The sequence below is a fragment of the Streptomyces sp. NPDC096136 genome (assembly GCF_044763325.1).
In the GTDB taxonomy this organism is placed as follows: Bacteria; Actinomycetota; Actinomycetes; order Streptomycetales; family Streptomycetaceae; genus Streptomyces.
On the sequence record NZ_JBIWFZ010000015.1, the window covers coordinates 40,482 to 63,067 of the forward strand.

Annotated in this window: 22 protein-coding genes; 11 read left to right on the plus strand and 11 right to left on the minus strand. The window is 72.4% G+C overall.

Annotated elements, in window-relative coordinates; all coding sequences use genetic code 11:
* Window positions 1-19 precede the first annotated feature (19 nt).
* From ACIRBY_RS26810 to ACIRBY_RS26825, 4 genes are all read left to right on the plus strand, one after another.
* A complete protein-coding gene (locus tag ACIRBY_RS26810; RefSeq protein ID WP_390685368.1) occupies window positions 20-937 on the plus strand; it encodes a F0F1 ATP synthase subunit gamma in 918 nt (305 codons plus the stop codon).
* Entirely contained in the window at window positions 937-2,379 is a 1,443-nt protein-coding gene (gene atpD, locus ACIRBY_RS26815; protein WP_366452036.1) for a F0F1 ATP synthase subunit beta, read from the plus strand. Before ACIRBY_RS26810 ends, atpD begins: the two co-directional genes overlap by 1 nt.
* Window positions 2,380-2,483: 104 nt before the next feature.
* Window positions 2,484-2,858 (plus strand): F0F1 ATP synthase subunit epsilon, encoded by a 375-nt coding sequence (locus tag ACIRBY_RS26820; protein WP_042818471.1) that lies wholly within the window; start codon window positions 2,484-2,486, stop codon window positions 2,856-2,858.
* A 128-nt stretch (window positions 2,859-2,986) separates the two neighbouring features.
* Window positions 2,987-3,433 (plus strand): DUF2550 domain-containing protein, encoded by a 447-nt coding sequence (locus ACIRBY_RS26825; protein WP_211275098.1) that lies wholly within the window; start codon window positions 2,987-2,989, stop codon window positions 3,431-3,433.
* A 62-nt stretch (window positions 3,434-3,495) separates the two neighbouring features.
* On the opposite strand, the gene ACIRBY_RS26830 is transcribed toward ACIRBY_RS26825, so the two are convergent.
* The 3 genes from ACIRBY_RS26830 to ACIRBY_RS26840 form a co-directional block, all read right to left on the minus strand.
* A complete protein-coding gene (locus ACIRBY_RS26830; RefSeq protein ID WP_403904953.1) occupies window positions 3,496-5,358 on the minus strand; it encodes a glycosyl hydrolase family 18 protein in 1,863 nt (620 codons plus the stop codon).
* 180 nt (window positions 5,359-5,538) lie between these two features.
* Complete coding sequence (locus ACIRBY_RS26835) at window positions 5,539-6,195, minus strand: response regulator (RefSeq protein ID WP_403904956.1); 657 nt, start codon at window positions 6,193-6,195, stop codon at window positions 5,539-5,541.
* Window positions 6,192-7,391, minus strand: a complete 1,200-nt coding sequence (locus ACIRBY_RS26840; protein WP_403904959.1) for a sensor histidine kinase — start codon at window positions 7,389-7,391, stop codon at window positions 6,192-6,194. Before ACIRBY_RS26840 ends, ACIRBY_RS26835 begins: the two co-directional genes overlap by 4 nt.
* A gap of 168 nt (window positions 7,392-7,559) precedes the next feature.
* Here ACIRBY_RS26840 and ACIRBY_RS26845 point away from each other — a divergent pair, with 168 nt between their 5' ends.
* The gene (locus tag ACIRBY_RS26845; protein WP_403904962.1) at window positions 7,560-8,138 is read left to right on the plus strand and encodes a hypothetical protein; all 579 of its coding nucleotides are present in this window, start codon (window positions 7,560-7,562) and stop codon (window positions 8,136-8,138) included.
* On the opposite strand, the gene ACIRBY_RS26850 is transcribed toward ACIRBY_RS26845, so the two are convergent.
* Complete coding sequence (locus ACIRBY_RS26850) at window positions 8,135-8,707, minus strand: cob(I)yrinic acid a,c-diamide adenosyltransferase (protein ID WP_366452033.1); 573 nt, start codon at window positions 8,705-8,707, stop codon at window positions 8,135-8,137. The genes ACIRBY_RS26845 and ACIRBY_RS26850 overlap by 4 nt on opposite strands.
* Window positions 8,708-8,889: 182 nt before the next feature.
* On the opposite strand from ACIRBY_RS26850, the gene ACIRBY_RS26855 reads away from it, so the two are divergent.
* From ACIRBY_RS26855 to ACIRBY_RS26870, 4 genes are all read left to right on the plus strand, one after another.
* On the plus strand, window positions 8,890-9,738 hold the full coding sequence (locus ACIRBY_RS26855; RefSeq protein WP_344165295.1) for a 3-hydroxyacyl-CoA dehydrogenase family protein: 849 nt from the start codon (window positions 8,890-8,892) through the stop codon (window positions 9,736-9,738).
* A gap of 180 nt (window positions 9,739-9,918) precedes the next feature.
* A complete protein-coding gene (locus ACIRBY_RS26860) occupies window positions 9,919-10,242 on the plus strand; it encodes an STAS domain-containing protein (protein ID WP_403904965.1) in 324 nt (107 codons plus the stop codon).
* 90 nt (window positions 10,243-10,332) lie between these two features.
* A complete protein-coding gene (locus ACIRBY_RS26865; RefSeq protein WP_403904967.1) occupies window positions 10,333-10,974 on the plus strand; it encodes a LysE family translocator in 642 nt (213 codons plus the stop codon).
* Between the two features lie 479 nt (window positions 10,975-11,453).
* The gene (locus ACIRBY_RS26870; RefSeq protein ID WP_403904970.1) at window positions 11,454-14,390 is read left to right on the plus strand and encodes an ATP-binding protein; all 2,937 of its coding nucleotides are present in this window, start codon (window positions 11,454-11,456) and stop codon (window positions 14,388-14,390) included.
* Window positions 14,391-14,459: 69 nt separating this feature from the next.
* On the opposite strand, the gene nucS is transcribed toward ACIRBY_RS26870, so the two are convergent.
* Entirely contained in the window at window positions 14,460-15,131 is a 672-nt protein-coding gene (gene nucS, locus ACIRBY_RS26875; protein WP_403904972.1) for an endonuclease NucS, read from the minus strand.
* A gap of 219 nt (window positions 15,132-15,350) precedes the next feature.
* Between nucS and ACIRBY_RS26880 the strand changes: the two genes are divergently transcribed.
* Window positions 15,351-15,743: an SCO5389 family protein gene (locus ACIRBY_RS26880; protein ID WP_042811577.1), complete on the plus strand. Its 393-nt coding sequence runs from the start codon at window positions 15,351-15,353 to the stop codon at window positions 15,741-15,743.
* Window positions 15,744-15,830: 87 nt separating this feature from the next.
* Here the strand turns inward: ACIRBY_RS26880 and ACIRBY_RS26885 are convergent, their stop codons facing one another.
* Window positions 15,831-16,862, minus strand: a complete 1,032-nt coding sequence (locus tag ACIRBY_RS26885) for an LLM class flavin-dependent oxidoreductase (RefSeq protein WP_403904975.1) — start codon at window positions 16,860-16,862, stop codon at window positions 15,831-15,833.
* Between the two features lie 250 nt (window positions 16,863-17,112).
* On the opposite strand from ACIRBY_RS26885, the gene ACIRBY_RS26890 reads away from it, so the two are divergent.
* Complete coding sequence (locus tag ACIRBY_RS26890) at window positions 17,113-17,439, plus strand: ATP/GTP-binding protein (protein WP_403904978.1); 327 nt, start codon at window positions 17,113-17,115, stop codon at window positions 17,437-17,439.
* A gap of 33 nt (window positions 17,440-17,472) precedes the next feature.
* Here ACIRBY_RS26890 and ACIRBY_RS26895 read toward each other — a convergent pair whose 3' ends face one another.
* The 5 genes from ACIRBY_RS26895 to ACIRBY_RS26915 all read right to left on the minus strand — a co-directional run bounded on the left by ACIRBY_RS26895 (window position 17,473) and on the right by ACIRBY_RS26915 (window position 22,422).
* A complete protein-coding gene (locus ACIRBY_RS26895; RefSeq protein WP_403904981.1) occupies window positions 17,473-18,351 on the minus strand; it encodes an ABC transporter permease in 879 nt (292 codons plus the stop codon).
* Window positions 18,348-19,469, minus strand: a complete 1,122-nt coding sequence (locus ACIRBY_RS26900; protein ID WP_403904984.1) for an ATP-binding cassette domain-containing protein — start codon at window positions 19,467-19,469, stop codon at window positions 18,348-18,350. The genes ACIRBY_RS26895 and ACIRBY_RS26900 overlap by 4 nt, the downstream gene beginning before the upstream one ends.
* A gap of 167 nt (window positions 19,470-19,636) precedes the next feature.
* Window positions 19,637-20,416 (minus strand): ABC transporter permease subunit, encoded by a 780-nt coding sequence (locus ACIRBY_RS26905; protein ID WP_403905222.1) that lies wholly within the window; start codon window positions 20,414-20,416, stop codon window positions 19,637-19,639.
* 2 nt (window positions 20,417-20,418) lie between these two features.
* A complete protein-coding gene (locus tag ACIRBY_RS26910; protein ID WP_403904987.1) occupies window positions 20,419-21,345 on the minus strand; it encodes an ABC transporter ATP-binding protein in 927 nt (308 codons plus the stop codon).
* A 138-nt stretch (window positions 21,346-21,483) separates the two neighbouring features.
* Entirely contained in the window at window positions 21,484-22,422 is a 939-nt protein-coding gene (locus ACIRBY_RS26915; RefSeq protein ID WP_042811317.1) for a cellulose-binding protein, read from the minus strand.
* Window positions 22,423-22,586 lie beyond the last annotated feature (164 nt).

Sequence of the window (22,586 nt, forward strand, 5' to 3'; positions counted from 1 at the left end):
GACGGAAGGGACCTGACTCATGGGAGCGCAGCTCCGGGTCTACAAGCGTCGCATCCGTGCCATCACGGCGACCAAGAAGATCACCAAGGCGATGGAGATGATCGCCGCCTCGCGCATCGTCAAGGCGCAGCGCAAGGTGGCGGCGTCGATGCCGTACGCGACCGAGCTCACCCGTGCGGTGACCGCGGTGGCCACCGGCTCGAACACCAAGCACGCCCTGACCACCGAGGTCGAGGCGCCGACCCGCGCCGCGGTCCTGCTCATCACGAGCGACCGCGGTCTGGCCGGCGGCTACTCCTCGAACGCCATCAAGCAGGCCGACCGGCTCACCGAGCGGCTGCGCGCTGAGGGCAAGGAGGTCGACAGCTACATCGTCGGCCGCAAGGGCGTCGCCTACTACGGCTTCCGTGAGCGCAAGGTCACGGACTCCTGGACCGGCTTCACCGACAGCCCGGCCTACGCCGACGCCAAGCGCGTCGCGGAGCCGCTGATCGAAGCCATCCAGAAGGAGACGGCCGACGGCGGCGTCGACGAGCTGCACATCGTCTTCACGGAATTCGTGTCGATGATGACGCAGAACGCGGTGGACGGCCGGATGCTGCCGCTCAGCCTCGAGAAGGCTGCGGAGGAGGACGGTGCGAAGGGCGAGATCCTTCCGCTGTTCGAGTTCGAGCCGTCGGCGGAGGACGTCCTCGACGCCCTGCTGCCGCGCTACGTCGAGAGCCGCATCTACAACGCACTGCTGCAGTCGGCCGCTTCCGAGCACGCCGCCCGCCGCCGCGCGATGAAGTCGGCGACCGACAACGCCGGTGAGCTCATCAAGAGCCTCTCCCGGCTTGCCAACGCGGCCCGCCAGGCCGAAATCACCCAGGAAATCAGCGAGATCGTCGGTGGCGCGAGCGCCATGGCCGACGCGACCGCGGGGAGTGACAAGTAATGACGACCTCTGTTGAGACGGCCGCTGCCACGGGCCGCATCGCCCGGGTCATCGGCCCGGTCGTCGACGTGGAGTTCCCCGTCGACGCGATGCCCGACATCTACAACGCGCTGAAGGTCCAGGTCGCCGACCCGGCCGAGGAGGGCGCGCTCAAGACGCTGACCCTCGAGGTCGCCCAGCACCTGGGTGACGGCATGGTCCGCACGATCTCCATGCAGCCCACCGACGGCCTGGTCCGCCAGGCCCCGGTGACCGACACGGGCGAGGGCATCACCGTCCCCGTCGGTGACTTCACCAAGGGCAAGGTGTTCAACACCCTCGGTGAGGTGCTGAACTACCCGGAGGCCAACGCCGAGGTCACCGAGCGCTGGGCGATCCACCGCAAGGCGCCGAACTTCGACGAGCTCGAGTCGAAGACCGAGATGTTCGAGACCGGCGTCAAGGTCATCGACCTCCTCACCCCGTACGTCAAGGGTGGAAAGATCGGTCTGTTCGGTGGTGCCGGTGTCGGCAAGACCGTTCTGATCCAGGAAATGATCTACCGCGTCGCCAACAACCACGACGGTGTGTCGGTGTTCGCGGGTGTCGGTGAGCGTACCCGTGAGGGCAACGACCTCATCGAGGAGATGTCGGACTCCGGCGTTCTGGACAAGACCGCGCTGGTCTTCGGCCAGATGGACGAGCCCCCGGGCACCCGTCTGCGCGTCGCCCTGGCCGGTCTGACCATGGCGGAGTACTTCCGCGATGTGCAGAAGCAGGACGTCCTCTTCTTCATCGACAACATCTTCCGGTACACCCAGGCCGGTTCCGAGGTGTCGACCCTGCTCGGCCGTATGCCCTCCGCGGTGGGTTACCAGCCGAACCTGGCCGACGAGATGGGTCTCCTCCAGGAGCGCATCACCTCGACCCGTGGTCACTCGATCACCTCCATGCAGGCGATCTACGTCCCCGCCGACGACCTCACCGACCCGGCGCCGGCGACCACCTTCGCCCACCTCGACGCGACGACGGTTCTCTCCCGTCCGATCTCCGAGAAGGGCATCTACCCGGCCGTGGACCCGCTGGACTCCACGTCCCGGATCCTGGACCCCCGCTACATCGCGGCGGACCACTACAACGCGGCCATGCGCGTCAAGGGGATCCTGCAGAAGTACAAGGACCTCCAGGACATCATCGCGATCCTCGGTATCGACGAGCTGGGCGAGGAGGACAAGCTCGTTGTCCACCGTGCCCGTCGCGTCGAGCGCTTCCTGTCGCAGAACACCCACGTCGCCAAGCAGTTCACCGGCGTGGACGGTTCGGACGTTCCGCTCGACGAGTCGATCGCCGCGTTCAACGCGATCTGCGACGGTGAGTACGACCACTTCCCCGAGCAGGCGTTCTTCATGTGCGGTGGCATCGAGGACCTCAAGGCCAACGCCAAGGAGCTGGGCGTCTCCTGATGCCCCCAGGAGAGGGGCGGGTGTGTCCCGCCCCTCTCTCCACGCCCATTAGAATTTGACCCAACACCCGGCGGACCCGCCGGGTGGTGACCCGAGGAGCCACCTTGGCTGCTGAGCTGCACGTCGAGATGGTCGCGGCGGACCGCAATGTCTGGTCCGGCGAGGCCACCCTGGTCGTCGCCCGCACCACGTCCGGCGACATCGGCGTCATGCCCGGTCACCAGCCGCTTCTCGGTGTGCTGGAATCGGGCCCGGTGACCATCCGTACCAGCGAGGGCGGCACGGTCGTCGCCGCGGTGCACGGCGGATTCATCTCGTTCGCGGACAACAAGCTGTCCCTGCTGGCCGAGATCGCCGAGCTCGCGGACGAGATCGACGTCCAGCGGGCGGAGCGGGCACTGGAGCGCGCGAAGGCGGACGCTGACGCGGCCGCCGAACGTCGCGCCGATGTCCGGCTGCGCGCGGTCGCGGGGCACTGAGCCCCGTACCGAAGAGTTTGAAACCTCAGCCGCGGTCCGTTCCGGAATTTTCCGGAGCGGGTCGCGGCTGAGGCGATGTACGTACTTTTTGTTTGTGCGGTTTTCGATGAGCGAGGAGGTCGGTGAAGATGCTCCTCGCTCTGCTTGTGAGCGGCCTGGTCGTAGCCCTGGTGGTGATCGGGCTGTTCGTGTTCGGGCTGCGCCGCAGACTGATCCAGCGCTCCGGCGGGACCTTCGACTGCAGCCTGCGCTGGGGCGTGGCCGAGGAGCCCGACGTCTCCGGCAAGGGGTGGGTCTACGGGGTCGCCCGCTACAGCGGTGACCGCATCGAGTGGTTCCGCGTGTTCAGCTATTCGCCGCGGCCGCGCCGGCTGCTGGAGCGCTCGTCCATCGAGGTGCTCGCACGCCGCGCGCCGGAGGGCGAGGAGGAGCTGGCGCTGCTGTCCGACTCCGTCGTGCTCGGCTGTTCCCACCAGGGGACGCGCCTGGAGCTGGCGATGAGCGAGGACGCCCTGACCGGTTTCCTGGCCTGGCTGGAGGCGGCGCCTCCGGGACAACGGGTCAATGTCGCCTGATCACGACGCGGCGAAGCCGGGGAGACGGGGGCGGACCCGTCTCCCCGGCTTCGTTCATCTCTTTACTGCAGTCCGGTGTGGATCGCGGCGGCGAGCTCGCCGGCCGCCGTGTCGCCGCTGAACTCCCAGAAGAAGGCTCCCTTGAGCCCCTGGTTCTTCAGCCAGGCCATCTTCCCGGCGATGGTGGCGGGGGTGTCGTAGCTCCACCAGTTGCTCCCGCACTTGGCGTAGGCGGTGCCGGCGACGGTGCCGGTGGTCGGGCAGCTGCTCTTGAGGACCTTGTAGTCCTCGATGCCCTGCTCGTAGGTGCCGGGGGCGGGCCCGGTCGCGGTGCCGCCGGGGGCGTCCTGGGTGACTCCGGTCCAGCCGCGGCCGTAGAAGCCGATGCCGAGGTTGAGCTTGGAGCCGGGGATGCCCTTGCCCTTGAGCTTGGTGATCGCCGCCTCGGAGTTGAAGCCGGCGATCGGGATGCCCGCGTAGGAGGTCAGCGGGGAGTGCGGGGCGGTCGGGCCCTTGGCGTCCCACGCGCCGAAGAAGTCGTACGTCATCACGTTGTAGAAGTCGACGTACGGTGCGGCGCCCGCGTAGTCCGCGAGGTCGAGCTTGCCGCCGTTGGAGCCGTCGGCGGAGATGGCGGCGGTGACCAGGTTGGCGGAGCCGAACTTGGCCCGCAGGGCCGACATCAGGTTCTTGAAGGCGGCGGCGCCGCTGGTGTCGCAGGACAGGCCGCAGGCGTTCGGGTACTCCCAGTCGATGTCGATGCCGTCGAAGACGTCCGCCCAGCGGGGGTCCTCGACCAGGTCGTAGCAGGACTGGGCGAAGGCGGCCGGGTTCTGCGCGGCCTGGCCGAAGCCGCCGGACCAGGTCCAGCCGCCGAAGGAGTAGACGACCTTGATGTTCGGGTATTTGGCCTTCAGCTTGCGCAGCTGGTTGAAGTTGCCGCGCAGGGGCTGGTCCCAGGTGTCGGCGACGCCGTCGACGCTCTGGTCGGCGGTGTAGGCCTTGTCGTAGTCGGCGTAGGAGTCGCCGATGGTGCACTTGCCGTTCTGGACGTTGCCGAAGGCGTAGTTGATGTGGGTGATCTTCGCGGCGGTGCCGGAGGTGACCAGGTTCTTCACGTGGTAGTTGCGCTGGTAGACGCCCCAGTCGGTGAAGTAGCCGAGCTTGACCCTGGCGCCCGGGTCGGGGCCGGGACCCGGTCCGGGATCGGTGCCGCCGCCCGGGGTGGTGACGGAGAGGGGGGCGGAGGAGGGGCCGGTCTGGTCGGCGGTGTCGCGGGCGGTGACCGTGTAGGTGTAGGTGGTGCCCTTGGTCAGCCCGCTGTCGCCGTAGGTGGTGCCGGTGACGGTGGTGAGCTTGGAGCCGTCGCGGTAGACGTCGTAGTTCTTGACGCCCTTGTCGTCGGTGGCCGCCGCCCAGGACAGGGTCAGCGCGTTCTCCGTGAGCCCGGAGGCCGTGGGGGTGCCGGGGGCCGAGGGAGGCGTGTCGGTGGGGGTGGTGCCGCCCTCGCAGGAGCCGCCGTTGACCTTGCAGCCGGAGGGGGCGCCGGGGCCGCTGCCGTTGAAGCCGAAGCTGGCGGTGGCGCCGGGGGCGAGGGCGCCGTTCCAGCCGACGTTCTTGGCGGTCCAGTGGGTGCCGGAGCTGGTGACGGTGGCGTCCCAGGCCGAGGTCACCTGGGTGCCGGCCGGGAAGTCCCACTCCACGGTCCAGCTGCTGAGGGCGGTGGTGCCGGTGTTCTTCACCGTCCACTTGCCCTCGAAGCCGGTGCCCCAGTCGGAGACCTTGGTGTAGGTGGCGGTCGCGGAGGCGGCCGCCTGCGCGGGCCCGGCCAGGCCGACGAGGCCGGCGACGGGCAGGGCGAGGGCGGCCGCGGTGGCGGCCAGCCTCCTGAAGAGGGGGATGCGTCGTGGGGGTGCTGTGCTCAAGGGTGCTCCTCCGGAGGTCCGTGCCGGTCGGGGGGCCGACCGGCACTGGGGATGGGACCTGCGCCGCCCGTGAGCACGCCGGAAGCGATCTTTGTCATGGCACGCTCACCACAGTGATGCGGTGAGACTAGAAAGGTCTGTACCAACCGTCAAGAGGTCCAGACCTCATCCCCGGGCGCCCTACTGGATGCCCAACTCCCGTGCCAGCACGGCGGCTTGGACCCGGCTGCGCAGCCCCAGCTTCGCCAGCAGCCTGCTGACGTGCGTCTTCACCGTCGCCTCCGCCATCTCCAGCCGTACGGCGATCTCCGCGTTCGACATCCCCTCGCCCAGCGCCCCCAGCACCTCCCGCTCGCGCCGGGTCAGCGACTCCACCGCGGCGGCCGCCTCCGGCCGCGCGGGCGCCCGCAGCGGCCGCGGCGCGGCGAACTCGGCGATCAGCCGCCGGGTCACCGCGGGCGCGATCAGCCCTTCGCCGCGCGCCACCGTCCGCACCGCCGCGATCAGCTCGGCCGCGTCCGCGTCCTTGAGCAGGAAGCCCGCGGCCCCCGCCCGCAGGGCCCCGAACACGTACTCGTCGAGGTCGAAGGTGGTCAGCACCAGCACGTCGGCCAGCCCCTCCGCGGCCACCCGGCGGGTGGCCTCGACCCCGTCGAGGACCGGCATCTGCACGTCCATGAGGACCAGGTCCGGCCGCAGCTCCCGGGCCAGCCGCACCGCCTCCTCGCCGTCGGCGGCCTCGCCCACCACCTCGACGTCGCCCGCACTGCGCAGGATCAGCACCAGCCCGGCCCGTACCGCCCGCTGGTCCTCCGCCACCACGACCCTGATGCTCATTCCGCTACCGCCCCGTCTTCCGCGGGCAGTTCCGCCCGCACCTGCCACACGGGCCCTCGCGCGCCCGCCGTGAACGTTCCGCCGAGCAGTTCCGTCCGCTCGTGCATGCCGACCAGCCCCGCCCCGGAGCCGGGTGCGCGCGGGCCCGGCCGGTCCCCGTACGGGGAGTCCACCGCCACCGTCAGCAGGCCGCCCTCCCGGGCGACCCGGACGGCGACCGTGCCGGCGGCGGCGTGCTTGAGGGCGTTGGTCAGCGACTCCTGGACGATCCGGTACGCCGCCAGCTCCACCGGGGCCGGCAGCGGCGGCGCCTGCCGGCGCGCGTCGTGCAGGACGAAGTCCAGCCCGCTCGCGGTGCCGTTCGCCCGGGCCCGCTCCAGCAGCGCCTCCAGCCCGTCGAGGGAGGGGACGGGCGCGGCCTCCTGCCCGGCCCCCGCCTCGCGCAGCAGCCCGATCAGCCGGCGCATCTCGGCGAGCCCCTGGACGCTGTTCTCGCGGATCACCCCGAGGGCCTCGCGGCTGGTGGCGGGGGAGTCGATGGACAGCGCCGCGGTGGAGTGGATGGCGATGGCGGAGAGGTGGTTGGCCACCATGTCGTGCAGCTCGCGGGCCATCCGGGCGCGTTCGGCCGCCACGGCCTGCGTACGGTCCATTTCGGCCAGCAGCGCCGTCTGCTCGGCGCGCAGCCGGGCGGCCCCGGCGGCCTCGCGGTGGTTGCGCAGGGTGGCGCCGGTCAGGGCCGGGGCGAAGCTGACGATCCCGGTGAGCACGCCGATCATCAGCGCCTGCGGGGAGCGCAGCCAGGCCAGGGTCCCGATGGTGACGACGAGGGTGATCAGGCCGGTGCTGACCGGCAGGCGCCGGGCCATGGAGGGTGTGCCGTAGACGACGGCCGCGTACATCAGGTCGGTGAACATCACGACGGTGGCGATGCTGCCCACCGTGAACTGGTCGGCGACCACGGCGAGGGTGCCGACGACCAGGGTGACGTTCGGCGCGGTGCGGCGCAGCAGCTCCATGCCGCCGACCGTCAGCAGCGGGACCAGCGCCGCCCAGTCGGGCAGTTGGTGCCGGTAGCCGGTGCCCCCGGGGCCGGTGCTGTGGACCCCGAGCGACCAGAGCAGGAGACCGGCGAGGGTGCTGATCGCCGCGATCAGGACGTCGTCTCGGTGGGGGCGGGGGATCGTGGGCGTCACGGTCCCATCCAACACGGTGCCGGGCGGCGCGGCCTCGGTACCGGGGTGGAGACGGCGCTACACCGAAGGGTGCAGTCGGGTTCCCCACTGGAGACGAGGCGTCGGGGCAGGACGGACGGAAGGCTGGAGGGGAACCACGGGAGAAGCGAGGGGAAGGGAGGCGGGGACGTGCTCGTCGCGCTGATCATCGCCTGTGAGGTCGGGTTCTGGGTGCTGCTGGCCGGCGGACTGGCGCTGCGCTACCTGGCCGGAATGCCGCGGCTGGGCGCCGCGCTGCTGCTGTGCGAGCCGCTGCTGGAGCTGGTGCTGCTGGCGGTGTCCTTCGTCGACCTGAAGAACGGCGGAGAGCCGAGCTGGCGGCACGGGCTCGCGGCCTTCTACATCGGCTACACCGTCGGCTACGGGCACTACACCGTGAAGTGGCTGGACGGGCACGCCGCCCACCGCTTCGCCGGGGGCCCGAAGCCGCCCGGGGCGAAGTACGGCAGGGCCCGCGCCGTCCACGAGTGGAAGCTGTGGACGCGGACCCTGGCCGGCGCGGCGGTCGCGCTCGGCCTGCTCCAGGCCGGGATCCTGTACGTCGGCGACGCCGCCGACACCGGCAGCCTCCAGGCGTGGCAGTTCGTCGCCCTGCGGGTGCTCGGCATCCAGGCCCTGGTCGCCGCGACCTACTCGGTCTGGCCCCGCAAGGCGCCGGCGGGCACGGACACGGAGTCCGGCGCCGGACCGGCCGGAACCGCGCGCTAGCGCTCGCCGCCCGGGACCCAGAGCACGTCCCCGACCTCCTTGTTGGCCGTGCGGGCCAGGATGAACAGGAGGTCGGAGAGGCGGTTGAGGTAGGTGGCCGTCAGCGGGTTCATCACCTCGCCGTGCGCCTCCAGCGCCGCCCAGGTCGAGCGCTCCGCCCGGCGCACCACCGTGCAGGCCTGGTGCAGCAGGGCCGCGCCGGGGGTGCCGCCCGGGAGGATGAAGCTGCGCAGCTTCTCCAGGCGCTCGTTGAAGACGTCGCAGTCCGCCTCCAGCCGGTCGACGTAGAACTGCTCCACCCGCAGCGGCGGGTACTGGGGGTCCTCGACGACCGGGGTGCACAGGTCGGCGCCCACGTCGAACAGGTCGTTCTGCACGCGGACCAGGACCTTGACGACCTCCTCCGGCAGCGAGCCCAGCGCGATCGCGGTCCCGATGGCGGCGTTGGCCTCGTTGGCGTCGGCGTACGCGGAGATCCGCAGGTCCGTCTTCCGCGTGCGGCTCATGTCGCCCAGGGCGGTCGTGCCCTGGTCGCCGGTGCGGGTGTAGATGCGCGTGAGGTTCACCATGGCGCCAGGGTAGTGCGGGCCAACTGCGGGCGGCCCGCGCACTGCTGGGCCGTGTCGGTGTGATGTCCGTCATCTGAGACGTGACGCGTGTTACTTCGCGGTCACTGGGCCCCTCACGGACGCTAGTCTCCGCCGGAGAGGCTACGAGGCCGGGTCGTACTGAGAACAACGAGGGGTGTGCAGTGGCTGGGAAGCTCGCCGTCATCGGCGCGGGACTGATGGGTTCCGGGATCGCTCAGGTCTCCGCTCAGGCGGGTTGGGACGTCGTCCTGCGGGACGTCACCGACGCCGCGCTGACCCGGGGCACGGACGGCATCAAGGCCTCGTACGACAAGTTCGTCTCCAAGGGCAAGATGACGGCCGAGGACGCCGAGGCGGCCCTCGCGCGCATCACCACGACCACCGACTTCGACGCGGTCGCCGACGTGGACATCGTCGTCGAGGCCGTCTTCGAGAAGATCGAGGTCAAGCACGAGATCTTCCGGACCCTGGACGACCTGGTCCGCGAGGACACCGTCCTCGCCTCCAACACCTCCGCCATCCCGATCACCAAGATCGCGGCGGTCACCAAGCGCCCGGAGCGGGTCGTCGGCGCGCACTTCTTCTCGCCCGTCCCGATGATGCAGCTCTGCGAGCTGGTCCGCGGCTACAAGACGAGCGACGAGACCCTCGCCACCACCCGCGCGTTCGCCGAGTCCGTGGGCAAGACCTGCATCGTCGTCAACCGCGACGTCGCCGGCTTCGTCACCACCCGCCTGATCTCCGCCCTCGTCGTCGAGGCCGCCAAGCTCTACGAATCGGGCGTGGCCTCCGCCGAGGACATCGACATCGCCTGCAAGCTGGGCTTCGGCCACGCCATGGGCCCGCTGGCCACCGCCGACCTCACCGGCGTGGACATCCTGCTGCACGCCACCAGCAACATCTACACCGAGTCCCAGGACGAGAAGTTCGCGCCGCCGGAGCTCATGCGCCGCATGGTCGACGCGGGCGACATCGGCCGCAAGAGCGGCCAGGGCTTCTACAAGCACTGAGCACGGCCGTTCGAATCCCCGCACCCTACGGGGTGAATTAGGTATCGGTTCGCTCACGGTCGGCAACTTCACCGCCCGCCGGGCAGTCAGTTGCGGTGAGAGTTGCCGACCACGAGCCGATCACGAGCCGACCACGGATCCGTCGGACCACACGCACGCAGGTACAGCCGGGGAGCACATATGCACATCAGGGGCGACCACGCCGAACTCGCTGTCGGGGGCCGCCTCGACGTGCGCAGCGCGGCGGACGCCCGTACCGCCCTCCACACCGCCCTCGACGACGGCCACGGCGACCTCGTGCTCGACCTGACCGGGCTCGACTCCTGGGACGCGACCGGACTCGGCGTGATCATGGGAGCGCACCGGCGGGCCGGCCGGACGGGCCGGCGCCTCGTCCTGCGCGGGGTGCCCGACCGGATGCAGCGGCTGCTCGTCGCCACCCGGCTGCACCGCATCCTCGCGATCGAGGGCGGGCTGGAAGCGGAGTCCCTGCCCCGGGCCTGATCCGGGACGGGCGCGCGCGTGCGGCCGGGCGTGCGGCGGCCCGCGGAAAAGGGGCTGCGCGGGCGGGCCGGGCTCGGTTTTCATGGGCGCATGGTGTCCACCGACAGACTGCTGGCCTTCGCGGCCATGTCGTTCCTGCTGATCGTGATCCCCGGCCCGAGCGTGCTCTTCGTGATCGGCCGGGCGCTGGCGCAAGGCCGCCGGGCCGCCCTGACCACGGTGGCCGGGAACACCCTCGGGGCGTACGTGCTGGTCGTGGCCGTGGCCCTCGGGGTGGGGACCGTCGTCGAGCGCTCGGTCCTCGTCTTCACGGCGCTGAAGCTGGTCGGCGCCGGCTACCTGGTGTACCTGGGGGTCAAGGCCGTGCGCCGGCGCGGATCCCTGCGGGCCGCCCTCGCCGAGGCGGCCCCCACCGCGCACGGCGGGCTGCGGACCCTGGGGGAGGGGTTCGTGGTCGGCGTGGCCAACCCCAAGACCATCGTCTTCTTCGCCGCCGTGCTGCCCCAGTTCGTCGACCGCGAGCGGGGCCACGTCGTCCTCCAGATGCTGCTGCTCGGCCTGGTCTTCAACCTCATCGCGGTCGTGTCCGACAGCCTCTGGGGGCTCGTCGCCGCCACCACCCGGGGCTGGTTCGCCGGATCCCCGCGCCGGCTCGACGTCGTCGGCGGGATCGGCGGACTCACCATGATCGGCCTGGGGGTCGCCGTCGCCGCGACCGGCCGCAAGGACTGAGCCCGGATACCGTCCGGCGCGGCGGAGTTCCGGCTTCCGCGGGTACGGGCGGGAATCGCAACGGGCCTATGGTGGAGGCACCCCCGTGGTTCCGGCGCGACCCGGCAGCGTTTAGGGTCGGGCGGAAACCGGACCAGTGGCGACGAGCGGCGCGAGCGAGGCCGGGCGGTAGGGAAGACGGCGACGGAGCGCGCGAGGCGAGGCGGGGGGACGGGGACATGGACCGTGCAGAGGGGAAGCCCGGGGAGGGCCGACGGCCCGAGGACCGGACCGCCGACGGGACGCGGCGGCCTGAGACGCGGGCGGACGACCGTACGGAGCGGCCCGGGGGCCGACCGCCCGCCGGACCGGCGGCCGGGGCTCCGGGCGCCGGGGGAGCGGTGCTGGGCGGGCCTGGTGTCGGTACGCCCGCTGCCGGTACGGCCGCTGCTGGTGTGCCCGTCGCTGGTGCGCCCGTCGCTGGTACGGCCGTCGCCGGTATGGCCGTCGCTGGTACGCCCGGTGTCGGTACGCCCGTCGCTGGCACGCCCGCCGTCGGGGTGCCGCCGCTGCCCGCCGCGCCCGCGCGGATCGTGACCTTGACCGCCGGGGAGTTCACCCTCACCGTCAACCCCGTCGACGGCAGCGAGATCGAACCCCACCGGCCCGGTGCCGGCCCGGACGCCGACCGCCGCCCCGCCAAGCGGGAGGCCTCCTCCCGCGCCGCCCAGGACGCCGCCGCCCGGCCGCCCGCACTGCCCGGGCCGCCCGCTCCCGGCCGCCCGCTCCTGGAGCGCGCCGAGGAGCGGGCGCGGCTCGTACGGCTGCTCCAGCGCGGCCGCTCCGTCCGGCTGACCGGCCCCGCCGGATCCGGCCGCACCGCCCTGCTCGACGCGGTCGCGCGGGACTGCGCCGACCTGGCGCCCGACGGCGTCGTCCGGCTCAGCGGCCACGGCCAGCAGCAGCCGGCCGAGCTGCTCCACGCCCTCTACTCGACCGTGTACGACACCGCCGGCCGGCGGCCCGACCGTACGGCCCTCCTCGCGCGGGTCCGCGAGATCGGCGCCATCGTGCTCCTCGACGACCTGGAGCTGGGCGGTCCGGCGCTGGACGAGCTGCTGCGCGCCACCCCCGAGTGCGCCTACCTCCTCGCCGCCACCCCCGAGGCCAAGGCCCCCTCCGACGACTCGCACCTGGAGGAGGTCTTCCTCGGGGGCCTCGGCCGCACCGGCTGCACCGAGCTCCTGGAGGCGCTCACCGGCCGGCCCCTGACCGAGGCGGAGACGGCCTGGGCCGGGGACCTGCGGTTCGCCTCCGAGGGCCTGCCGCTGCGCTTCGTCCAGGCGGCCGCCCTGCTGCGGCAGCGCGACGAGCTGAACGGCACGGCCGCCGGGGACGAGGACGAGGAGCCCGGTGTCTTCGAGGAGCGCCCGCGCGACCCCGCCCCCGTGCCGCTCCCCACCCTGGCCCAGGCCGCCGCCCCCGCCGAACTGCTGGCCTCCCGGGTGAGCGAGTCGGCCCGCGCCGCCCTGCGGATCGCCTGCGCGCTGGGCGGGGAACTCCCGCACCCCGCGCACCTGCCCGCGCTGGTCGGCGACACCCACGCGGACACGGCCGTCGCCGAACTGCTCGGCTGCGGGCTGATCACCCCCGTCGGTCCGCGCTTCCGGCTCGCCGAGGGCGTCGCGCGTCAGCTGGAGGAGGCCGGGTACGGAGGCGCCGGCGCCGAGGAGGCCCGTACCGCCGCCCGGCACTACGCCTGGTGGACCGGGCACGCCTCGGTCACCCCGGAGCGGGTCGCGGCCGAGGCGGACGCGGTGCTCGCCGCGCTGGCCGGGGCCGATGTGGTGGCCGCCGTGCTCCTGGCCCGGACGGCGGCGCCCGCCTTCGCGGCCTCGCTGCACTGGGACGCCTGGGAGCGGGTGCTGCGTGCGGGGTCGGAGGCCGCGCGGAAGGCCGGGGAGGTCGCCGAACAGGCGTACTTCCACCACGAGCTGGGTGTCCTCGCCCTGTGCGAGGGGCGCCTGGACCGGGCGCGCGCCGAGCTGGAGGCCTCGATCGGACTGCGCGGCGCGCTCGCGGACAAGCGCGGGACGGTCGCCGGACGGCGGGCGCTGGCCCTGGTCACCGACCGCGAGGTACTGGGCGCGGCGGGCTCCCCGCCGCTGCGGCTGGAGGCCCCGCCGACACCCGCGACGGTGTCGGAAACGGCCCCGACGGCGCCGCTGCCGAAGCCCCTGGCGGGGTCCGAGTCGACGGCTGCGACGACGCCTTTGGCGAAGCCCTCGGGGTGGCCGGTGGCGAAGCCGTCTGAGGCTGCCGCCACGGCGCCGCTGCCGAAGCCCCTGGCGGGGTCCGAGTCCACGGCGGCGACGACGCCTTTGGCGAAGCCGTCTGGGGCTGCCGCGACGGCGCCGCTGCCGAAGCGCCCGGCGGGGTCCGAGTCGACGGCTGCGACGACGCCTTTGGCGAAGCCCTCGGGGTGGCCGGTGGCGAAGGCGTCTGAGGCTGCCGCCACGGCGCCGCTGCCGAAGCCCCTGGCGGGGTCCGAGTCGACGGCTGCGACGACGCCTTTGGCGAAGCCCTCGGGGTGGCCCGTGGCGAAGCCGTCTGAGGCGGCCGCCACAGCGCCGCCGGCGAAGCGCCCGGCCACGGACGCGACGACGACCCCGGCGGCCGCCGCTCCGACCGCCCGCACCGGGAAGACCGTCGAGCAGCCCCCGGCCCCCGCCGGACGGCTCGGGAAGGCGGCCGTCCCCGCACGGGGATCGGAGGACGCCACCCAGGTCAACCCGGTGATCCGCCGGGCCCAGCTGCCGCCCCCGGAGACCCCCGCGAACCTCTCGGCGGTGTTCGGGAACGCCTTCCCGCCGCCCGCGCCCGCCCGTCCCGCACCGCCCCGCCCGCCCGGCCCGCACCCGGCGGCGGCCGCCGCCCGGGCACGGCGGCGCCGGACGGCCCTGCTGGGGGCGGCCGGGGTGCTCACCGTGGCGGCGCTCGGCACGGTCATCGGCCTGGCGCTGGCCTCGGACGGTGCGGAGGACCCGCAGTCCCCGTCGGTGTCGTCCAGCCCCTCGGCGCAGGTGTCCCCACACGTCCCGCAGGTGCCCGGCACCGTCGGCGACGACCCGGCGGGCGAGCCGGCCCGCCCGGCCGGGCCCGGTCAGTCGTCCCCGGCCCCGCAGCCGGGCGGCAGCGGGGCGGCCTCCGCCTCCCCGACGCCGACCGGAACGGCCACCACCCAGCCCCCGGCGTCCGCGACGCCCACTCCGACGCCGACCCCCACGCCCACGCCGACCCCCACCCCGACCCCCACGCCGACCCCCACGCCCACGCCGACCCCCACGCCGACGCCGACCGCCACGTCCACGTCGACCGCCACGGCCTCCGGGCCGACGACGGGCTCCTCCGCGAGCTCTTCGACGTCCCCCGGCTGAGCCCGGCGGGCCGCGTACGCACGACGGCCCCCCGAGCCGGAGCTCGGGGGGCCGTCCGGTCCGCGTGCGTCAGAACAGGCGGAGCTTGTCGTCCTCGATGCCGCGCAGGGCGTCGTAGTCCAGGACCACGCAGTCCATGCCCCGGTCATTGGCCAGAACCCGCGCCTGCGGCTTGATCTCCTGCGCCGCGAACACACCGCGCACCGGCGCCAGGTGCGGGTCGCGGTTCAGCAGCTCCAGGTACCGGGTCAGCTGCTCGACGCCGTCGATCTCGCCGCGCCGCTTGATCTCCACGGCCACCGTCGCGCCCGCCGCGTCCCGGCACAGGATGTCCACGGGGCCGATGGCCGTCATGTACTCGCGCCGGATCAGGGTGTAGCCCTCGCCCAGCGTCTCGATGCGGTCGGCCAGCAGCTCCTGGAGGTGCGCCTCGACGCCGTCCTTGATGAGCCCCGGGTCGGTGCCCAGCTCGTGGGAGGAGTCGTGGAGGACCTCCTCCATGGTGATGATGAGCTTCTCGCCCGCCTTGTTGACGACGGTCCAGACGTTCGCCCCGTCCCCGCTCCCCTCCTTGAGGGTGCACGGAGGCGACATCCAGTTGAGCGGTTTGTACGCCCGGTCGTCCGCATGGATCGAGACACTGCCGTCGGCCTTCACGAGGATCAGACGGGGTGCCGAGGGCAGATGGGCGGTGAGCCGACCCGCGTAGTCGACGGAGCAGCGGGCAATGACGAGACGCATGGTCGGCAACGCTACTCGACCGACGGGCCTTCACGCGATTCGCCCCTGAAAGCCCCGTTCGCCGATGGCGCGTTGTATGCGCATTCTCCTGGTGCGCCACCCGGCGGGCGCCTACCGTGGTGAGCGGGAGGTTGCCGAGCGTGCACACTGCGTCGCGGCCTCCCTCCCTGCCCGCAGGACTCCGGCGACCCAGACGCCGGGGTCACGAGAGGAGAACCCATGTCGCTCGACGTCTCACCGGCCCTACTCGAACAGGCCGAGCGAGGCGAGGTCGACGAAGCCGCCTTCGTCGACTGCGTCCGGACCTCCCTGCCCTACGCGTGGGAGATGATCAGCTCGTTGGTGGCCCAGCTGGAGGTTGAGGGCGGAGAGTTCGCCGACAACCAGACGCCGCCGCCGGACGAGCAGGCGCGCGGCCAGCTGCTGCGCGCGCTCGCGAGTGACGCGATCAGGGGTGCGCTGCAGCGGCACTTCGGGGTGCGCCTGGCCTTCCAGAACTGCCACCGCGTGGCGGTCTTCCCGCTGGATCCCTCGGTGGACGGCCGGCTGGCCAAGTTCACCTCGATCCGCGGCCAGCTGCTGAACCAGTCGCCCGAACTGCGCGACTGCTAGGACCGGTACTCCGCTGCCGCTCCGTGTCGCCGCACGGCGACGGACACCGGAGCGGCAGCCCAGGCCACGCGCCGGGGCCGCCGCGGGTCAGGCCAGCAGCGGCAGGACCTCCGTGCCCAGGCGCCGGACGTTCTCCTCCGTCGCGGCGAGGTCGCCGGAGCCCTCCGCCAGCAGGGCGAAGCGCGTGATGCCCGTGCGCTCCGCGGTGGCCGCCAGCCGGTCCGCCGCCAGCCGCGGCGTACCGACCGGGTGCAGGTCGCACAGCAGCTCCGTGTAGGCGTGCGGGTCGCGCATCGAGCGGGCCCGGCCGTCCACCGTCACGTGTGCGTCGAGGCCCTGCCGGAGCCAGCCGGGCATCGCCTTCAGCAGGGTCTCGCGGGCGTCGCCCGTACGGTCCGCCAGCTGGCACACCCCGGCCGACACGTGCCCGGCCTCCCGTACGGCCTCCGGCGCGTGCCCGGCGGCCAGCGCCGTCTCCCGCCAGAGCGCGACCATCCCCGCCTTGTCCTCGTCCCCGCAGTGCATGCCCAGCAGCATCGGCAGCCCGCGCCGCGCGGCCGTCCGCACCGACGCGGGGGAGGTGCACGCGACGATCACTTCCGGCCCCGTCCCGTCCCCGTCCAGCGCCTGGTCCGGGCGGGGTACGACGGCCACCTCGCGGAAGCCGTACCGCTCGCCGGCCGCCCCCACGCGCGGCTCGGCCAGCCAGCGCCGCAGCAGGTCGAGGTCCTCCGGGAACCCGGACTCGTACGCCTCCAGGCCGCCCCCGAACACCTCCAGGTCCACCCACGGCCCGCCCCGCCCCACCCCGAGGGTGAACCGGCCGCCGGAGGTGACGTGGAGCAGGGCCGCCTGCTCCCCGAGCGCCACCGGGTGCGTGTTGGGCAGCACGCTCACGGCCGTGCCCACCCGCAGCCGCCGGGTCCGCCCCAGCAGCAGCGCGGCCAGCGTCACCGCCGACGGGCAGACCCCGTACGGGACGAAGTGGTGCTCGGCGAGCCAGACCGAGTCGAGCCCGGCCCCCTCCGCCACCTCGGCGGTCCGTACCGCCCGGTGCAGGGCCTCCCCCTGTCCCTGGCCCGGGAACTGGGCCGCCACTACAAACGCTCCTACGCGCATCGCCCTTGGCCTCCTCGCGGCTGGCGCGGCCTCCCCAGGTGGACCGGCACTTTGCTCGTTCATGGCATCGATGTCCGAAGGCAACAACGTCTGACACGTGCCAAAGGCACGGCCTGACAGGAAAGTTATTGAGATAGTCGGGCCAGTTCCGTTCGGAGGAGGGCCTTCACCGGACACCCTGGGGGCCGCGCGGTCCGCTGCGCGTAGTCTGGGTGAAAGTCACTGTCCGTCGCCCCTCCGTGAGGTATACGTGTCACCGCGCCACAACCGCCCCCGGGGCGGCGAGACCCCGGACGAACGGCCCGGCTCCGGCTACGACCGGTACGGGCTGGAGCGCACCGAGGAGTACCTGGGCGAGGAGTGGAAGGTCCGCCACGTCGCGGGCGCCGGCGCGGCGGGCAAGCGCTACCGCTGCCCGGGCTGCGACCAGGAGATCCCCCCGGGCACCCCGCACGTGGTGGCCTGGCCCGAGTACGGCGGCGTGGACGACCGCCGGCACTGGCACAAGGCCTGCTGGAACGCGAAGGACCGCCGCACCTCCAAGGTGCAGCGGTCCCGCAACGCGCCGCGGTACTGAGCGGCGCGGCCGCCGCGGCTCAGACGTCCCGGCTCAGACGTCCCGGCGGCGGACGACGGCGTAGGAGGCGGCGACCGCGCCCGCCGTCACCAGGACGAGCAGCGCGATCTGGGCGAGGTCGCTGGGCATCGCCGTCCCGGCGACCCCGCTGTCCTGCACCCCGAAGAGCTGGAAGAGGCCGACGGGCGCGTTGTAGCGCAGGACCACCGATCCCAGCCCGCTCGTGACCGGCCAGGCCATCAGTATCGACCCGAGCACCGGCGGCATGGTGACCAGGCCGAGCATCACCGCGATGGCGCCCGCCGAGTGCCGCACCAGCGCCCCGACCGCCAGGGCGAGCAGGCCCAGCAGGGTCACGTAGGCACAGCCGGCCAGCGCGCCCGCCCACTCGGCTAGCCCGTGCGGCCCGGCGGCGGGCCCGCTGTGCAGGATCGCCGCCCAGAGCCCGACGAACCCCACCGAGCAGGTGGTGGTGGTGAACGCGACCGCGCCGAAGACCAGGTACTTCGCGGTGAGCACCCGCAGCCGGTCGGGGGCGGCGGTGAAGGTGGTGCGGATCAGGCCCGTGCCGTACTCGGAGGAGATCGTCAGCACGCCGAGCACGATCACGGCGAGCTGGCCGACCATCAGCCCGAAGAGGGCCGGCGCGGGGTAGGGAAGGCTCTCGTAGTCCCGGGACGCGGTCTGGATCACGGCCAGCATGCCGACGCCGACGACCAGCGCCACGAGGGAGCCGAGCGTCCACAGGGTGGAGCGCACGGAGGTCAGCTTGGTCCACTCCGAGGCCAGCGCGTGCCCCAGGTGCGGCCGGGGGGTCGGCAGCGGGGAGCTGTAGGCGCCGGGCCCGTTCGGCCCGGGCCCGTTCGGCGCGGGCGCGCTCGCCGTCGGCTTCCCGGCGGGGGTGGTGGTCATCGGGGGTCCTCGGGGGTGGGCTGGGGGGAGGGGGCCAGGTCGGCGGCGCTGCCCGGCATCAGGAAGGGCCGCCGCTGCGCTCCCGGGGGCGGGGGAGCGAAGAAGCTCGCCGCCGTCTCGGGCGCGACGGCCGTCTCGTCCCCGTCCTCCCACTCGGGGACGGACAGCGGCTCGGGCTCCCAGAGCTCGGCGCGGGGGTCGTCGGTGGAGGTGTACTCGACGGAGGCCTGGGTCATCCGCATGTAGGCCTCCTCCAGCGAGGCCCGGTGCGGGGACAGCTCCCACAGCCGTACGCCGGCTGCGTGCGCGAGGTCGCTGATCCGCGGGAGCTCCAGTCCCGTGACGCGCAGCGCCCCGTCGGGCTCCTGGAGGACCCGGCCGCCCGCCCTGGCCAGCGCGGTCGCCAGGGTCCCGCGGCCCGCGGGGTCCCCGTCGGCGGCGCGGACCCGCGCGAATCCGGCCGAGTTGTGCGTGATGAAGTCCTGCGTGCTCATGTCGGCCAGCAGCCGTCCCCGGCCGATCACGATCAGGTGGTCGGCGGTCAGGGCCATCTCGCTCATCAGGTGCGAGGAGACGAAGACGGTGCGGCCCTCGGCGGCGAGCTGCCGCATCAGGTTCCGGACCCAGAGGATGCCCTCGGGGTCGAGGCCGTTGACCGGCTCGTCGAAGAGCAGCACCTGAGGGTCGCCGAGGAGGGCGGCCGCGATGCCGAGCCGCTGGCCCATGCCGAGCGAGAAGCCCTTCGTCCGCTGGCGGGCCGCGGCCTGGAGGCCGACCACGCCGAGGACCTCGTCCACCCGCTTCTCGGGGATCCCGGAGAGCTGGGCGGTGGCCAGCAGGTGCGTCCGGGCCCGCCGGCCGCCGTGCACGGCTTTGGCGTCGAGCAGGGCGCCGACGTGCCGCTGGGCGTTCGGGAGGTCCCGGAAGGGCAGGCCGTTGATCGTGACCTGACCGGCGGTGGGCCGGTCCAGCCCGAGGATCATGCGCATGGTGGTCGACTTGCCGGAGCCGTTCGGCCCGAGGAAGCCGGTCACGTGACCCGGCTTGACCTGGAAGGACAGCCCGTCGACCGCGGTCTTGCTGCCGAAACGCTTCGTCAGGCCGACTGCCTCGATCATCGTGCTGCCCCTTGTCGGCCCCGGACGGCTCTCGCCCGCCTATGCCCTAAGAGGATATCGAGCCGCGGCCGGTTCCCGCCGGGACCGGATCCCTGAGCTCTCCCTGAGATCCGGCCCGGGGTTTTCCCGTAGTACGCGGGACGTCCGTCCTGAGGCGGAGCCGGCCGTCAGGCGTCCCGCCTCCTGAGGACGAGGTAGCCGCCTCCCACGGCGGCCAGGACCCACAGGACCATGATCCCGAGGCCGCCCCAGGGGCCGTAGGGGGCCTGGACCTGGTTCAGCGTGTCCGGAACGGTCTCCATGATCTTGGAGCCGGCCTGGTCCGGGAAGAACTGGGACACCTTCCGGGTCGTGGCGAAGGCGCGCAGGATCGTCGAGATCAGGAAGAAGAACGGCATCAGGATGCCCAGGGCCAGGACCGAGCTGCGCAGGACGGCGGTCACGCCCATCGAGAACAGCGCGATCAGGGCCATGTAGAGGCCTGCGCCGGTGACCGCGCGCAGGACGTGCTCCCCGCCGAGTCCCGTGCCGTGCTCGCCCAGGATCGCCTGGCCGAGGAAGAAGGACAGGAAGCTGGTGGCGAGGCCCACGGCCAGGGCCAGGGCGGTGGCGGCCGTGAGCTTGCCGAGCAGGAACTCCGCGCGGCGCGGCACGGCGGCCAGCGAGGTGCGGATCATGCCCGAGCCGTACTCGGTGCCGACCACCAGGACACCGAAGACGATCATGGCGAGCTGGCCCAGGGACATCCCCGCGAAGCTCGCCGCGATCGGGTCGAAGGCGAGCTGCTCGGCGGGGGGCATGTCCGGGAAGCGGGACGCGGCGAAGGAGCACAGCAGGGCGCCGAGCCCGACCGTGACGACCAGGGCGCACGCCAGGGTCCAGGTGGTGGAGGCGACGGTGCGGATCTTGGTCCACTCGGACCGGAGGACGGCGGGGAAGGAGGACACGGTCACTCGCCGCCCTTCCGGGGTGCGTGGGCGTGGTATTCGACGGTGCCCGCCGTCATGCGCATGAACGCTTCCTCCAGTGAAGCCCGCTGCGGGCTGAGTTCGTGCAGGACGATCTGGTGCCGGGCCGCGAGTTCGCCGAGCCGCTCGCTCGGGACGCCGTCGATTTCCAGGGCGCCGGTGGCGGGGACCGCGATCGCGTCGATGCCGGCCTCGTGCAGGACGTCCTTGAGGCGCTCCTGCTGCGGGGAGCGCAGGCGGACGTAACTGCGGGAGTTCTGCTGGATGAAATCCGCCATCGACAAGTCGGCGAGGAGCTTTCCTTGTCCGATGACCACCAAATGGTCCGCCGTGAGCGCCATTTCGCTCATCAGATGGGAGGAGACGAAGATCGTCCTTCCCTCGGACGCCAGCCCCTTCATAAGATTGCGGATCCAGAGAATTCCCTCCGGGTCCAGACCATTGACGGGTTCGTCGAACATGAGGATCTCCGGATCGCCCAGCAGGGCAGCGGCGATTCCCAGCCGTTGGCCCATTCCGAGCGAAAATCCTTTCGACTTCTTCCGTGCCACCGGCGTCAGTCCCACCAGGTCCAGCACCTCGCCGACCCGGCTCTTCGGAATCCGGTTCGACTGGGCGAGGCAGAGCAGGTTGTCGTGGGCGCTGCGCCCGCCGTGCATGGCCTTGGCGTCCAGCAGCGCTCCGATGTGCTTCAGCGGTTCCTTGAGGTCCCGGTAGTGCCTGCCGTCGATCCGGACCGTGCCGCTGGTCGGCCGGTCGAGGTCGAGCATCATGCGCATGGTCGTCGACTTCCCCGCCCCGTTCGGGCCGAGGAAGCCGGTCACCGCCCCCGGTTTGACCTGGAAGCCGAGGTGGTCGACGGCGGTCTTCGCGCCGAATCGCTTGGTGAGTCCCTCTAGCTCGATCATGCGGCCACGCTAGAACGCGGCAGGGCCGTACGCCACCTCGAAATGGTGATGTACGGCCCTGGATGCCCGATTTCGACTACCGGGAAGTAGCTCCGCGTGCGCACGGGGGTGTATCCGCACGCGGGCGTACGGGAGTTGCTAGCGGCTCTGCTGCGCCGGGACGCCGCGGGTGACCGGCTCGTCGTCGATCGGGGAGCCGGCGGCGGCCACGGCCGCACCGGTCAGCGTCGCCAGCATCTCGCGGACGTTGGTCAGCTGGGCGTTGATGGAGTCGCGGCGGTTGGTCAGCGCCGCCAGCTCGCGCTCGGACTCGCTGCGGATGCGGTCGGCCTTCGCGTTGGCGTCGGCGACGATGTCCTCGGCCTGGCGCTGCGCGGTCTCCACGGTCTGGCGGGCCCGGCGCTCGGCGTCCGTGCGCAGCTTCTCGGCCTCCAGGCGGAGCTGTTCGGCGCGGTGCTCGATCTCCGCAAGGCGCTTTTCGGCCTTCTGCTGACGGGAGGCGAGGTCGCGCTCGGACTGCTCACGGCGCTTGGCCAGGTTGGTCTCGAAGTCCGCGGCGGCCTGGGCGGCCTTGGCGCGGGTCTCCTCGAAGAGGGCGTCGGCCTCCTCGCGCTTGGAGGCGGCGTCCTTCTGGGCCTCGGCGCGCAGGGTGGCGGCGTCCCCCTTCGCCTTCTCGACGATGCGGACGCCCTCGTCCTCCGCCTTCGACTTCCGGTCCGCGGCGAACGACTCCGCGTCGTTGCGCACCTGCTGCGCGGCGGACTCGGCCAGCTCACGGTGCTGCTCGGCCGCGCGACGGGCCTCCTCGCGCAGGTCCTTCGCCTCCTCCTCGGCCAGCCGCAGGATCTTCTCGACCCGGGCGCCGAGACCTGCGTACGACGGCTCCGCGTCGCTCACCTGGGCCTGGGCGTTCTGCGTTTCGAGGTGCAGCTCCTCGATCCGCTTTTCCAGAGAGTTGATACGTCCAAGGGCGCTGTCGCGGTCGGAGACCAGCTTGGTAATGCGGTCGTCCACCTGACCGCGGTCGTAACCACGCCGCACGAGCTCGAAGCCGAAGGGGGAGGAAGTGTCGCTCATGGGGTTCCTGTCGAATGAGACCGATGAGGTGCTACGTGAGGTGTTGAGGGGAATCCTAGGCGCCCGGACGGCGTGTCATCGAGTCAATCCGCGTTTGCCCTGGACAATGACACCCCTTTTGAGTGGCAAGACGACGGAATGATTGTCACTCCTTCGACTGAACC

Coding starts and splice junctions, on each gene's coding strand:
- ACIRBY_RS26870 (WP_403904970.1), top strand. CDS start 11,454: ATGGCCGTCGCTGGTACGCCCGGTGTCGGTACGCCCGTCGCTGGCACG.
- ACIRBY_RS26865 (WP_403904967.1), top strand. CDS start 10,333: ATGGTGTCCACCGACAGACTGCTGGCCTTCGCGGCCATGTCGTTCCTG.
- ACIRBY_RS26895 (WP_403904981.1), bottom strand. CDS start 18,351: ATGACCACCACCCCCGCCGGGAAGCCGACGGCGAGCGCGCCCGCGCCG.
- ACIRBY_RS26825 (WP_211275098.1), top strand. CDS start 2,987: ATGCTCCTCGCTCTGCTTGTGAGCGGCCTGGTCGTAGCCCTGGTGGTG.
- ACIRBY_RS26885 (WP_403904975.1), bottom strand. CDS start 16,862: ATGCGCGTAGGAGCGTTTGTAGTGGCGGCCCAGTTCCCGGGCCAGGGA.
- ACIRBY_RS26880 (WP_042811577.1), top strand. CDS start 15,351: ATGTCGCTCGACGTCTCACCGGCCCTACTCGAACAGGCCGAGCGAGGC.
- ACIRBY_RS26810 (WP_390685368.1), top strand. CDS start 20: ATGGGAGCGCAGCTCCGGGTCTACAAGCGTCGCATCCGTGCCATCACG.
- ACIRBY_RS26850 (WP_366452033.1), bottom strand. CDS start 8,707: ATGGTGAACCTCACGCGCATCTACACCCGCACCGGCGACCAGGGCACG.
- ACIRBY_RS26860 (WP_403904965.1), top strand. CDS start 9,919: ATGCACATCAGGGGCGACCACGCCGAACTCGCTGTCGGGGGCCGCCTC.
- ACIRBY_RS26910 (WP_403904987.1), bottom strand. CDS start 21,345: ATGATCGAGCTAGAGGGACTCACCAAGCGATTCGGCGCGAAGACCGCC.
- ACIRBY_RS26900 (WP_403904984.1), bottom strand. CDS start 19,469: ATGATCGAGGCAGTCGGCCTGACGAAGCGTTTCGGCAGCAAGACCGCG.
- nucS (WP_403904972.1), bottom strand. CDS start 15,131: ATGCGTCTCGTCATTGCCCGCTGCTCCGTCGACTACGCGGGTCGGCTC.
- atpD (WP_366452036.1), top strand. CDS start 937: ATGACGACCTCTGTTGAGACGGCCGCTGCCACGGGCCGCATCGCCCGG.
- ACIRBY_RS26915 (WP_042811317.1), bottom strand. CDS start 22,422: ATGAGCGACACTTCCTCCCCCTTCGGCTTCGAGCTCGTGCGGCGTGGT.
- ACIRBY_RS26835 (WP_403904956.1), bottom strand. CDS start 6,195: ATGAGCATCAGGGTCGTGGTGGCGGAGGACCAGCGGGCGGTACGGGCC.